This is a genomic window from Hymenobacter terrenus (assembly GCF_000972495.1).
Lineage (GTDB): Bacteria > Bacteroidota > Bacteroidia > Cytophagales > Hymenobacteraceae > Hymenobacter > Hymenobacter terrenus.
Genome location: NZ_LATM01000020.1, coordinates 1 through 12,332, shown reverse-complemented (window position 1 = coordinate 12,332; position 12,332 = coordinate 1). Strand labels below are relative to the sequence as shown.

Annotated in this window: 13 protein-coding genes; 8 read left to right on the top strand and 5 right to left on the bottom strand. The window is 59.7% G+C overall.

The window, feature by feature from the left end; genetic code table 11:
• Positions 1–440: 440 nt before the first annotated feature.
• The 5 genes from kdpB (at position 441) to WX88_RS19365 (ending at position 7,488) form a co-directional block, all read left to right on the top strand.
• Positions 441–2,486: a potassium-transporting ATPase subunit KdpB gene (gene kdpB / locus WX88_RS19385; RefSeq protein ID WP_046246070.1), complete on the top strand. Its 2,046-nt coding sequence runs from the start codon at positions 441–443 to the stop codon at positions 2,484–2,486.
• A 151-nt stretch (positions 2,487–2,637) separates the two neighbouring features.
• Positions 2,638–3,201, top strand: a complete 564-nt coding sequence (gene kdpC / locus WX88_RS19380; RefSeq protein WP_046246069.1) for a potassium-transporting ATPase subunit KdpC — start codon at positions 2,638–2,640, stop codon at positions 3,199–3,201.
• Positions 3,202–3,282: 81 nt separating this feature from the next.
• Positions 3,283–4,413 (top strand): porin, encoded by a 1,131-nt coding sequence (locus WX88_RS19375; protein WP_052732867.1) that lies wholly within the window; start codon positions 3,283–3,285, stop codon positions 4,411–4,413.
• 59 nt (positions 4,414–4,472) lie between these two features.
• Positions 4,473–5,636 carry a hypothetical protein gene (locus tag WX88_RS19370; protein WP_046246068.1) on the top strand — a complete coding sequence of 388 codons (1,164 nt, stop codon included), beginning with the start codon at positions 4,473–4,475 and terminating at the stop codon, positions 5,634–5,636.
• 79 nt (positions 5,637–5,715) lie between these two features.
• Positions 5,716–7,488, top strand: a complete 1,773-nt coding sequence (locus WX88_RS19365; protein WP_046246067.1) for an ATP-binding protein — start codon at positions 5,716–5,718, stop codon at positions 7,486–7,488.
• An 88-nt stretch (positions 7,489–7,576) separates the two neighbouring features.
• Here WX88_RS19365 and WX88_RS19360 read toward each other — a convergent pair whose 3' ends face one another.
• From WX88_RS19360 to WX88_RS19345, 4 genes are all read right to left on the bottom strand, one after another.
• Positions 7,577–7,954, bottom strand: a complete 378-nt coding sequence (locus tag WX88_RS19360) for a VOC family protein (RefSeq protein ID WP_046246066.1) — start codon at positions 7,952–7,954, stop codon at positions 7,577–7,579.
• A gap of 31 nt (positions 7,955–7,985) precedes the next feature.
• Positions 7,986–8,528: a dihydrofolate reductase family protein gene (locus WX88_RS19355; RefSeq protein ID WP_046246065.1), complete on the bottom strand. Its 543-nt coding sequence runs from the start codon at positions 8,526–8,528 to the stop codon at positions 7,986–7,988.
• Between the two features lie 13 nt (positions 8,529–8,541).
• Entirely contained in the window at positions 8,542–8,964 is a 423-nt protein-coding gene (locus WX88_RS19350) for a VOC family protein (protein WP_046246064.1), read from the bottom strand.
• Between the two features lie 156 nt (positions 8,965–9,120).
• Entirely contained in the window at positions 9,121–9,549 is a 429-nt protein-coding gene (locus WX88_RS19345) for a DoxX family protein (protein ID WP_072053053.1), read from the bottom strand.
• A gap of 149 nt (positions 9,550–9,698) precedes the next feature.
• On the opposite strand from WX88_RS19345, the gene WX88_RS19340 reads away from it, so the two are divergent.
• A complete protein-coding gene (locus WX88_RS19340) occupies positions 9,699–10,691 on the top strand; it encodes a GlxA family transcriptional regulator (protein ID WP_046246121.1) in 993 nt (330 codons plus the stop codon).
• Here the strand turns inward: WX88_RS19340 and WX88_RS19335 are convergent.
• A complete protein-coding gene (locus WX88_RS19335) occupies positions 10,680–11,366 on the bottom strand; it encodes a 2'-5' RNA ligase family protein (RefSeq protein WP_046246062.1) in 687 nt (228 codons plus the stop codon). The genes WX88_RS19340 and WX88_RS19335 overlap by 12 nt on opposite strands.
• A gap of 144 nt (positions 11,367–11,510) precedes the next feature.
• Here WX88_RS19335 and WX88_RS19330 point away from each other — a divergent pair, with 144 nt between their 5' ends.
• Both WX88_RS19330 and WX88_RS19325 read left to right on the top strand, forming a co-directional pair.
• A complete protein-coding gene (locus tag WX88_RS19330) occupies positions 11,511–11,723 on the top strand; it encodes a hypothetical protein (RefSeq protein ID WP_046246061.1) in 213 nt (70 codons plus the stop codon).
• Positions 11,674–12,162 (top strand): serpin family protein, encoded by a 489-nt coding sequence (locus WX88_RS19325; RefSeq protein ID WP_072053052.1) that lies wholly within the window; start codon positions 11,674–11,676, stop codon positions 12,160–12,162. Before WX88_RS19330 ends, WX88_RS19325 begins: the two co-directional genes overlap by 50 nt.
• The last annotated feature ends 170 nt before the right edge of the window (positions 12,163–12,332 follow it).

Genomic DNA, 12,332 nt, shown 5'->3' with positions numbered 1-12,332 from the left:
GCGACCCATCGTGTCTCGGCGTCCGCGCCGCGTGGGTGTCGTTCCTTCATCGTTCAACGGGGAGACGCGATGGGTCGCGTCTCTACAGCGGGCTGACGCACTCAAAAAGCTTCTGAGCCCGAACCGGCAGCCATTTTGAGCTGCTCAACAGCCGCTTTTTAGCTTACGACTGACACTTCCGAGCTTACGACTGGCACTTCTGAACATACGACTGGCACTTCCGAGCTTACGACTAACACTTCCGGGCTTACGACTGGCACTTCCAGGCTTACGACTAACACTTTCGGGCTTACGACTAACACTTTCGGGCTTACGACTGGCACTTTGGCTACTACCCACCCCACTTTGGGGCATACCTATGGCACTTGTGCCTGCTCATGCACTGCTTTTGCCTGCTCTTGAGTTCCTCGGGCCGGCTCGCCTTCTGATTTTCTTCTAACATGGCTTCCAAATCCCAATCCTTATTTCAACCCGCGCTCATTGCTGAGGCCACTAAGCAGGCCTTCGTGAAGCTCGACCCGCGCACGATGTTTCGCAACCCGGTGATGTTCACCGTGGAAATTGGTACCGTGGTGATGCTGTTCGTGACGCTGGGCCTGCTCTTCCGGCCGGATGCGGCGCAGGGCAGCTTCGGCTACAACTTCACGGTGTTCGCGGTACTGTTTCTGACCCTGCTCTTCGCCAATTTCGCCGAGGCCATCGCCGAGGCGCGGGGCAAGGCCCAGGCCGACTCGCTCCGCAAAACCCGCCAGGACACGCCCGCCAACGTGCGCCTCGACAACGGCCAGCTGCAGCAGGTCAGCTCGGCCCAGCTCCAGAAGGGCCAGATTTTCGTGGTTGAGGCCGGCGAGATTATCCCCACCGATGGCGAGATTGTCGAAGGCTTGGCTACCATTGACGAGTCGGCCATTACCGGCGAGTCGGCCCCGGTGATTCGGGAGGCGGGCGGCGATAAATCCAGTGTCACGGGCGGTACCAAGGTGCTGAGCGACCGCATTGTGGTGCAGGTGACCACCGCGCCCGGCGAGTCGTTTCTCGACAAGATGATTGCGCTGGTCGAGGGCGCGTCGCGGCAGAAAACGCCGAACGAAATTGCCCTCACCATCCTGCTGGCGGGCTTCACGCTGGTGTTTGTGATTGTGTGCGTCACCTTGCAGCCCTTTGCTGAGTACTCGAAAACGCCCATCGCGGTGGCTTCCTTTATTGCGCTGTTCGTGTGCCTGATTCCGACTACTATTGGCGGGCTGCTCTCGGCCATCGGCATTGCCGGCATGGACCGCGCCCTGCGCGCCAACGTGATTACCAAAAGCGGCAAGGCCGTGGAAACGGCCGGGGACATTGATGTGCTGCTGCTGGATAAGACCGGTACCATTACCATCGGCAACCGCCAGGCCACGCACTTCTGGCCCGCGCCCGGCGTGGCCCTGGGGCAGTTCGTGGAGTTGGCCACCCTGAGTTCGCTCACCGATGAAACGCCCGAAGGCAAAAGCATTGTGGCGCTGGCCCGCGACCACAAGGTGGACCCCGCGCAGCTGCAACCCCGTTTGGAAGGGGCCGCGCTGATCAAGTTCACCGCCGAAACCCGCAGTTCGGGCGTGACGCTGCCCAACGGTACCCGCATCCGCAAGGGCGCGGCCGATGCCATCCGCAAGCTGTCGGAAGCCGCCGGCCAGCCCTACGCTACCGAAGTGGCCGAACGGGTGCAGGCCGTGGCCAGCAACGGCGGTACCCCGCTGGTGGTGAGCGAAAACGACCGGGTACTGGGCGTGGTGGAATTGCAGGACATCATCAAGCCCGGCATTCAGGAGCGGTTTGAGCGCCTGCGCAACATGGGCATCAAGACCGTAATGGTAACCGGCGACAATCCGCTCACCGCCAAATTCATTGCCGACAAAGCCGGCGTGGACGACTTCATCGCCGAGGCCAAGCCCGAGGACAAGATGCAGTACATCCGCACCGAGCAGCAGCAGGGCAAGCTGGTGGCCATGATGGGCGACGGCACCAACGATGCCCCCGCCCTGGCCCAGGCCGACGTGGGCGTGGCCATGAACTCGGGCACCCAAGCCGCTAAGGAAGCCGGCAACATGGTCGACCTCGACAACGACCCCACCAAGCTCATCGAAGTAGTCGAAATCGGTAAGCAGCTGCTCATGACGCGCGGCACGCTCACCACCTTCTCCATTGCCAACGATGTGGCCAAGTACTTCGCCATCGTGCCGGCACTATTCATGTTGGCTATCCCCGGCCTGGGCGCGCTCAACATCATGGGGCTGAAGTCGCCGCAGTCGGCCATTCTCTCGGCCGTGATTTTCAACGCCCTCATCATCCCGGCGCTGGTGCCGCTGGCCCTGCGCGGCGTGGCCTACACGCCCATCGGCGCCTCCGCGCTGCTGCGCCGCAACCTGCTGATTTATGGCCTCGGCGGGGTGATAGTGCCCTTCATCGGCATCAAGGTCATTGACTTGCTGGTGAGCATGTTTTTATAGCTGATTCAACCAAAAGCCCGTCAAACGCCCGTCATGCCGAGCAGAGCCGAGGCATCTCGCGTGCAGCAGTAACTCAACCGTGGCAACGATGCGAGCGAGATGCCTCGGCTCCGCTCGGCATGACGTTTTGAAGTAACCAAACCCCAACCCAATGAAATCCCAACTCATTTCCGCTCTCCGCCTCACGCTTGCCATGATGGTGCTATGCTGCGTGCTTTATCCGGCCCTGGTGTGGGCTGTGGCGCAGGCCGTGCCCGGCCAGGGGGCCGGCGTGCAGGTTTCCCGCAATGGCCATGTGGTGGGCTTCGCCAACGTGGGGCAGAAGTTCGATAAGCCGGAGTATTTCAACTCCCGGCCCTCGGCCGCCGACTACCACGCCGATGCTTCCAGCGGCTCGAACAAGGGCCCGAGCAACCCTGAGTACCTGGCCGTGGTGAAGGCTCGCCTCGACACTTTCCTGGTGCAAAACCCCGGCGTGAAAGCCGCTGACGTGCCCGCCGAACTGCTTACGGCCAGCGGCTCGGGGCTCGACCCGCACCTTTCGCCGCAGGGCGCGCTGGTGCAGGTACCCCGCGTGGCCCGCGCCCGCAAGCTGGCCGCGGGCCGCGTGCGGGCCCTGGTGCGGGAGCAGGTTGAAGCTGGCACCCTCGGCCCTGACCAGGTGAATGTGCTGAAGCTAAACCTCGCTCTCGACGCCTTAGGCAGCAATAAATAATTTTTTCAACGGTCGAGCTCCTTCGCCAGCGTTTGGCCTGCTACCTTCCCTTTGGCAAAAACTGATTTTTGCTGCTTTTCAATGAAAAAACTACTATTACCTGCTCTCGTTGCTCTGAGTACAAGTGCCGCCCTGGCCCAAACCACGCCCACCACCGACCCGAGCTTGGCCGTGCCACTCGCTGTAGCTCCCGCCCAGGCCATCCCAAATCCGCTGACCACCTACGGCTTCGTCGACGGCTATTACGGCTACGATTTTAAGTACGATAATGGCAACAACCGCCAGTCGTTCCTCTACTCGCACAACCGCCAGAATGAGTTCACCATCAACCAAGCCGTTATTGGTGTGCGCTACGACGATGGCAAGGTGCGTGGCGCATTGGGCCTGCACGCGGGCACCTACGTCAGCGCCAACTACGCGGCCGAAGACCAGGCTCTGCGGCATGTGTTCGAGGCTTACGCCGGGTTCCGGCCGTTTGCCAAAGCTTGGCTGGATTTGGGTATTTTCGGCTCGCACATTGGGTTCGAGTCGGCCATTTCGAAAGACAACTGGACGCTGACCCGTTCGCTCATGGCCGAGAATTCTCCCTACTATGAGTCTGGGGCGCGCTTCACCTACGAAGTAGGTCCCAAGCTAACCCTGACCGGGCTGGTACTGAACGGCTGGCAGAACATCCGCGAAACCAACCAGGCCAAAGCTCTCGGCACCCAGATTCAGTGGAAGCCCTCGGACAAGCTGCTCATCAATAGCAGCACATTCTACGGCAACGAGCAGCCCACCACAGAGGCCGTGCGCCGCCGGTATTTTCACGATTTCTATATCACCTACGCGCCCGCCGAGCGGGTGAATCTGGCCTTGATATTTGATGTGGGCAAGCAGCAAAGCGCCACCGCTTCGAACTACGACACGTGGCATACAGCATCGGCGTTCCTCAAATACAAGCTGACTGATAAGCTTTCGACTACGCTACGCGGCGAGTACTACTACGCAGAGCGGGGCGTGATTATTCAAGGCATCAAGCCCAACACAACCGATGCAAATTTCCGAGTAGCGGGCGGCTCGCTCAACATGGATTACGCACCGACCAGCAACGTTGTTTTTCGGATAGAGGGCCGGTATTTGAATGGCATTAACGGCATTTTCGCCCGCAGCGATGACGCTATTAACAAGAGCTACGGCAACATGACCACGAGCATTGCCATTTCATTTTAAATAGCGGTGAGTGAGGTAGAGACGCGAAGTGTCTTTAGGCCATTCAAGTAGCACTTTCCATGTCCGAGCAAGACCAGCGCGATACTTCCGCCGAGCGGTTTTTGCGCCTTGTGCAGGCCAAGCGGCGGGGCACGCTCAAGATTTATCTGGGCCTAGCCGCTGGGGTGGGCAAAACCTACCGGATGCTTCAGGAAGCCCACGACCTGCATCAGCACGATGTGGACGTGCTGCTCGGCTACGTGGAAACCCACGGCCGCCCCGGCACCGTGGCCGAGCTAAAGAACGTGCCCCTGATGCCTCGCAAGCACATTTTCTACAAAGGTCGGGCGCTGGAAGAAATGGATTTGGAAGGCATTACCCAGCGCCGGCCGCAGGTGGTGATTGTGGATGAGCTGGCCCACTCCAATGTGCCTGGCTCGCGCCACGAAAAGCGCTGGCAGGACGTGGAGTTTCTCGTGGCGCAGGGCATTTCGGTGATAACCGCCGTGAACGTGCAGCACCTGGAGAGCCTACACGACCAAGTGCTGAAAATCACGGGCACGGACGTGACTGAGCGCATTCCGGACCGGCTGCTGAAACAGGCCGATGAAGTGGTGAACGTAGACCTGACCGTGGGCGAGCTGCGCGCCCGGCTGGAGGAGGGAAAAATCTACGACCGGGCCAAGGTACCCACGGCGCTGGCTAATTTCTTTCAGGCTGAAAACCTGCTGCAACTGCGCCGGCTGGCGGTGCGCGAAGTGGCGCAGCTGCTGGGCCACCAAGTAGAATCCGATGCGGGCGGCGCGCCCGCCGTGCTGCCCGCCCGCCGCAACGACGACCGTCTGCTGGCCTGCATCAATTCCAACGACCAGGCCGCCAAGGAAATCATTCGCAAAGCTTCGCGCTTGGCCGACCGGTTTGGAGCCGCTGCCTGGTACGTGCTCTACGTTCAGACCGGCCGCGAAACCGCCGACCGCATTGAGCTGGCTACCCAGCGCCACCTGCTCAATAACCTGCAACTGGCCACCGAGCTGGGAGCCCAGATTCTGCGCGTGAAGGACGATGACATTGTGGGTGCCATTCGGCGGGTGGCCCAGGAGAAAAATGCCACTCTGCTGATTTGCGGTATCACCAGCAAAAAAGGCCTGTGGAGCCCGCTTGCGCGGCGCGGCGTGACCAACGACCTCCTCCGCGTCGTTGCCCACACCAAACAGGAGTTGGACGTGTATCTGGTTAGCTATTAGTATGTAAAGCTTTGCTGACCAGCGGGCAGTAACTACCCTCAGATAAGCTGACCGCCAGCAGCTATTAACCGCTTGAATGATGAATCTGAAAACCAAAATCACCCTCGGCTTCGCGGCCATGTTGCTGCTGCTGCTCAGCATTGGTGGCTACGCTTTTTATACCATGCAGCGCCTCGAAAGCAGCTTGCGCAACGTGCTTAAAGACAATTTATACTCCGTGGCGCTGGGCCAGCAGATGCTCCAGGCCCTCGACCAGATGGAAACAGAGCCCAATGCCCCCAGCGGCTTGCTCCGGTTTCGCCGGAGCCTGACCCGCGAAGCCGGCAACATCACGGAGGCGGGGGAGAGGGAGCTAGTAGACAGCCTGACGCAGACTCAGGCCGATTTTCAGCATCTGCTCGATGCTGGTCAGCCAGCCGCCAGTCGCCAGCCCAAGTTGGAGCTATTGCGCCGGCAAACGTACCGCATAATGACCATAAATACAGCCGCCCTCACCCGCAAAAATGAGCGTGCCAATCAGAACGTCGTTCGGGCCTCACGCTACCTGTTCACCGTATTGGTGTTGAGTATGTTAGTGGGGATGATGTTTGTGCTGAGCGTGCCCGAGGCGGCCGTAGCGCCCTTGCGCGAACTCACCCAGAGCCTGGAGTACGCCACGGCCAGCAACTTCACGGCCACTATTCCCGCCGAAGGGGCCCACGAGTTTGGGCGCGTGGCCCGGGCCTTCAACCGCATGTTGGTGCAGCTGCAAGAGTACCGCAGCTCCACCCTGGCCGAGCTGATTACCGAGCGCAACCGCGCCGCCAGCATCGTGAGTGGGCTCGATGAGGGCCTGCTACTGCTCGATGAAAACCGCCGCATTATCCTGGCCAATCCGGTGGCGTGTGCCCTGCTGAGCGTGCCGGTAGAGCGGTTGCTTGGCCAGGCCGCCGCCGCCGTGGCCCAGGAAAACGACCTGATGCGCGAAATGCTGCGTCCGCTGGAAGCAGATGCCGCTGGCCGCGAGCAGGCCGTGGCCGATGCCCCGCTGCTGCGCATCGCGCAGCAGGGCGAAGAAGCCTTCTACCGCCTGGCCGTGCAGGAGCTGGTGTCCTTCAACGAAGCCTTGGATAAGATGGAATTCGTCGGCCAAATTCTGACGCTGCGCAACGTGTCGGACTTCAAAAAGCTGGACCAGGTGAAGTCAAATTTCCTGGCCACCGTCTCCCACGAACTCAAAACGCCGCTTTCCAGCATTAACCTCAATACCAAGCTGCTGCAAGATGAGCGCCTGCCCGCCGATGAGCGGCTGCGCATTACCGGCTACATCCGCCAGGAAACCCAACGCCTGCAGCGCATGGTGGGCGAGCTGCTTGACGTGTCGCGCCTCGACGCGGGAGCTGGCATCCAGCTCGACGTGCGCCCCACCAATCTGGCCGATGTGGTAGGCTTTGCCACCGCCACTGTGCAGCCGCAGCTCGACGACAAGCACCTGCGCCTTGACCTGCAACTGCCCGCCAACCTGCCCGAAGTACGCGGCGACGTAGAAAAAACCACCTGGGTACTCATCAACCTGCTGGCTAATGCCATTCGCTACTCGCCCAGCGCCGAAGTGCTCACCGTGCGTGCTGCCGTAGCTGGCACCTTCGTGCAAGTGAGCGTGCAGGACCGTGGCCCCGGCATCGCTGTCGAGCACCACGAGCGCATCTTCCAGCGCTTTGCCCAGCTGCCGGACAAGGCTGGCTACCGTGGTGGCTCCGGCCTGGGGCTGAGCATTGCCCGCGAGTTCATTACCACGCAAGGTGGCCGGCTGTGGGTAGAAAGTGAGCTGGGCAGCGGCAGTACCTTCAACTTCACATTGCCCGTCGCTTGAATGAATGTAACTAGTTGATAAGATGAGGGTAGTCTTACGATTTCGTCCGTAGTGCAGCGCGACAAACGGGCTTGTAGTTGAGTGATGACTAGCTGCGCGGCGAGATTTCCTGCAAGGTCCACGTGTTGCCGTCGGGGTCGCGGAAGCCAGCGTATTTAATGCCGCCCAAGTCCTGAATTTCTTCCATAGCCACGCCACGACCGGCTAACTCGGCGCGGGCTTGGCCGATGTCGGCCACCACGAGGTGCAGACCCCGCAGCGAGCCGGCCGGCATGACAATGCCGGGCAGGCCGGCGCCCAGCAAGATGGAGCAGGCGGAGCCGGGTGGTGTCAGCTGCACCACCCGAACCGTATCGCTTGGACGCACGTCGTGGTCTACTCGGAAGCCGGCTTGTTCGCGGTAGAAGGTTTTGGCGCGGTCAATATCGGCAACCGGAACCGGGATTAATTCGAGTTTGAAGTCCATGGGATGGCGGGTTGAGGTTGACAGCGGCGGCTCAGGCGTCGGCTAGCTGGTAGGTGAGAATGAGGACGCCCGTGCTGGTTGTGTGGCTCGATACCAGTTGCAGGTCGGTGTTGGTGCTGCCTTCCGGGAAGAGCCGCTTGCCGCTGCCCAGCACCAGCGGGTGCACCATGAGGCGGTAGGTATCAATCAGGCGGTGCTGACGCAGGTATTCGACCAGTTCGCCACTACCGTAAATCAGTAGGTTGTGGCCTGGCTCCTGCTTCAGCCGGGCTACTTCGGCGGCCACGTCGCCCTGAATGATTTGGGCATTCCAGTCGGCCTTTTCCAGAGTGCGGGAGGCTACGAATTTGGGCATGGTGTTCATGCGGTCGGCGAAGCCTTGCTCGTCCTGCATGCCGGGCCAGGCGGCGGCGAAACCCTCGTAGGTGGTGCGGCCCAGCAGCAATGCGTCGCTGGCAAAAAGCAGCTCGTGTTGGAATTCGCCCACTTCATCGTTGAAATAAGGAGTAGTCCAGGCGGGGTTCTCCATCACCCCATCCAGCGTGAGGTATTCGGCGGCTATTACTTTGCTCATGAAATTTAAAAATTTATTGTGCGGGAGCTTTTTGATAATTAAGAATCCACCGCAGGCCGAAGCGGTCGGTGAGGGCTCCGAACTTGCCGCCCCAGAACACATCGGCCAGTGGGTCGAGAATGGTGCCGCCCTCGGCTAGGGCTAGGAACAGAGTTGTGATTTCCTCATCGCTTTCGCAGTTGAGGCACAAGCCCACGTTGGTGCCTTCGATGAAGGGCGTGCGCGGGTCGCCGGCGTCGGAGCCAAGCAGGGTGAGCGTACCGGCGCTCAAGCTGCCATGCAGAATGCGGTCCTGCATGTCCGCTGGTACTTGGGCGGCCATGGGCGAGTCGGCAAACGTTTGGAGATTGAGCTTGCCACCGAGGCAGCTTTGGTAGAAGGTGAAAGCGTCGCGGCAGGTGCCTTGGAACGAGAGATAGGGGCTGAGTTGGGCCATGGTTGATAAAGAGTTTGTAGGTAGGAGATGTAGAGACGCGGCCCTTCGCGTCTCGGCGTCCGCGCCAGAACGGCTTTAGATTGGTTGGAATGGAAGGGTTTAAGTGCTATCGTTCAACGCCGAGACGCGAAGGGTCGCGTCTCTACAGTCGTTCAATTATGCCGCGGCGGCTACGCGCATCCTTGAAGCTTCTACAGTTTCGGGCGTGGGCTTGGCGGTGGCGAGGTAGCGTTTCCAGAGGAAATAGAGCCCGAAGAGTACTGCCTGCATCACCAGAGCCGGCAGGGTGGCAGCGGCACCCATGCCGGAAAATGCGATGGAAGCCGCCGCCCCGATGAAGTCGATGGTGAAGCCGGCGAAGGCCCACTCTTTCAAAGTGCGGTACTTGTTTTGGAGCAGAGCCAGGGCGCCCAGAATTTTGGCGACGCCCGTGATGGTCATAATGTACATGGGGTAGCCGAGTTGGCGCAGGACTTCCTGGCCCGTTTTTTCTAACATCAGGCTGGTGACGCCATTGGCCAGCATCATGAGGCAGAAGAGAATAGTCAGGGTCCAGTACAGGCGGGCGGTGGTGCGTGGTTTCATGGTTGGAATTGGGATGAAAAATGAGTGATTAGAGGTTTAGTATTGCCTAATTGGTTTAGCAAAGGTATTAGCAAATGAGAGGGGGCGATAGGGGGAATTACGTCCATTTAGGGGGCTGAATGCGGCAGGGTTTTGCCTACATTTGGTCTATGAAGCACATTTCTATTCTGGTGCCGGCCGGCGACGCGGTGGTCGGTAGCATCGAAGGCCCGCACAAGGTGCTGAGCCAGGTAAATGACTTTCTGCGTGATAGGGGACAGGAGCCCGCCTTCAGAATTGAACTGGTGAGCCTGACTAAGCACAGAACCTTCAACCGCGGCTTGTTTACGCTGCACGCCGACCGCACCCTTGACGAGGACTTTCGTACCGACCTCATCATCATCCCGGCGCCGCACGGCGACTTGCGCGAGGCCGTGGAGCTGAATGAAGCTTTTATTCCTTGGATACTGGCGCAGCACGCCGCTGGGGCCGAAGTGGCCAGCCTATGCCTGGGCGCGTTCATCCTAGCGGCCACGGGCCTCGTTGATGGCCGGCAGTGTGCCACGCACTGGTTGGGTGCCCAGCAGTTTGCCGCCATGTTTCCGGCCGTGCACCTCGTGGCCGAGCAAGTGATTACCGACGAGCAGGGCCTGTATTCGAGCGGCGGAGCCTATTCCTATCTGAACCTGGTGCTCTATCTCATCGAAAAGTACGTGAGCCGCGACATGGCCGTGTGCTGCGCCAAGGTGTTTCAGATTGACATTGGGCGTCGCAGCCAGTCACCCTTCGTCATTTTTCAGGGCCAGAAAGACCACGAGGATGAGCCCATCAAGAAGGCCCAGGAATTCATCGAGAAAAACTTTGCGGCCAGGCTTGCCGTGGACGAGCTGGCGGCGCTATGCTGCCTGAGCCGCCGAAATTTTGAGCGCCGCTTCAAGAAAGCCACCAGCAACACGGTAGCCGAATACGTGCAACGGGTGAAGATTGAAGCCGCTAAAATGAGCCTGGAGTCGTCGCAGGAGAACGTGAACGAGGTGATGTACTCGGTGGGCTATTCCGATACCAAGGCGTTTCGGACGCTGTTTAAGCGGATTACGGGCGTCTCGCCGGTAGCGTACCGCGACAAGTACAGCCGGAAGACGCCCGCGCGGCTAGCGGCCTAGCGAATACTCTTCCAGCAGCACCGTGTTGCGCGCCCGCTGGTACCAGTCGTTGTACACCAATTCGACGGTATTGACTTCGAATGAGCCGATAAAAAACTGCTGGTACTTTCTGATAATCTCGACGAGAATATGCGGGTCCTGAATCGGATTTTTGAAGCGTATCACCGTGGAATGAGCCGTTTGAATAGTGTAGCGCTGGTCGATGGAATGCTGAAGGCCCGATTGCCGGAAAAATTTTCGCGTCTGCTCTCGCAGATTTTCCAGGCTGTCGTCTTCCGGCACGCCCTGCACCATAATACCGCTCGGCGAAGCCGTCAGGCCCGAATAGGTAATAGTGAATGGACGGACGTGCTCCACAATAGCCCGCACGACTTCCTGGTAAGCACTTGGGGCAATCATGTCCAGGGTAAACCCGCTGTAGCAGGATATAATGGACAAGATGGTTAGGTGGATATCGGTAGCGGGGTAATAATACTGAGTGGGGTCGGCGCTCTGAAAATCAGCAGTGATTGCCTTGATAATAGCCGTGATGGGCGCCGGGGGCCGGGTGAGCAGGGTAATGCCCCGGCGGTTATCCTCACTCGAATCAATCAACAGGTCAAGGTCGGCTTCTCCCTGGGCGAGCTGGCGGAGAGCATCTTCGCGGAGGGTGTCGTAATGTGCTTGCAGGTTCATGTGGAGGCGGTAGGAGTGGGTGCGAAAGATAGTTGGGGAGTCTGGGAATGGCGCATGCAACCCCGGCGGGGGCTCGCTGGTCAGGCGCAGAGAAGCCTCGGGTGAGGCTTCAGTTTTTACCCACTCCCTTTTATCTTCCTTCTGATGTCGCAGCTTATCTTTAAAAATGTTCTGCTGAGCCTTGCGGCCAGCACCTTGTTGCTGGCCTCGTGCCAAAAATCAGCCGAAGAGGCGCCGGAGCCCGTTGGCAAGCCCCCGCGCCCACTCAGTGGCGCCGAAAAAAGCACGGTGGCCAGACCCAACGACTTTGCCTTCCGGGCCCTTAATCAACCTGCCCTACAGCAACCGCCAGTTTAGCATGACGCTGGTAGTGCCCCAGGGCCAGAGTACCCTCGCCAGCGTTGCCGGCCGCCTCAGCCGTACCCAGCTCGGCACCTGGCTGGCCGCGGCCGACACCACCGGCCTGGAGCTGCGCCTGCCCAAATTCAAGCTCGACTACGATAAGAAGCTCCGCGAGGCCCTCACGCAGCTGGGCATGGGCGTGGCCTTCTCAAGCCAGGCCAACTTTAGCCGGATGCTGGCCAGTGGACCCGCCGACCTGGCCATCAGCGAGGTCCAGCACAAGGCCTTTCTGGAAGTGAACGAGGAAGGCTCCGAGGCGGCCGCCGTCACGTCGGTGGGCATCATCAACACGTCGTTGCCGCCGGTCGTAGCCGTGAACCGTCCTTTCCTATTCTTCATCCGCGAGAAGTTATCGAATGCCATCCTCTTCACCGACCAAGTAACAAATCCATAAGTGTAGGGCGAAGCCTTTGCTTCGCCAGCCCGAAAATGGAGCCTGAGTCCGTGCAGCCTGTCCCTGTCGCCCTGTTTACTGGAGCAGTTAGAGGCTCAGGGCTGATTTGCACATTGCGGTTACTTCTTAGAAGCTGTTTGAGTTAGCAAAATTTGAGGATTGGGCGAATG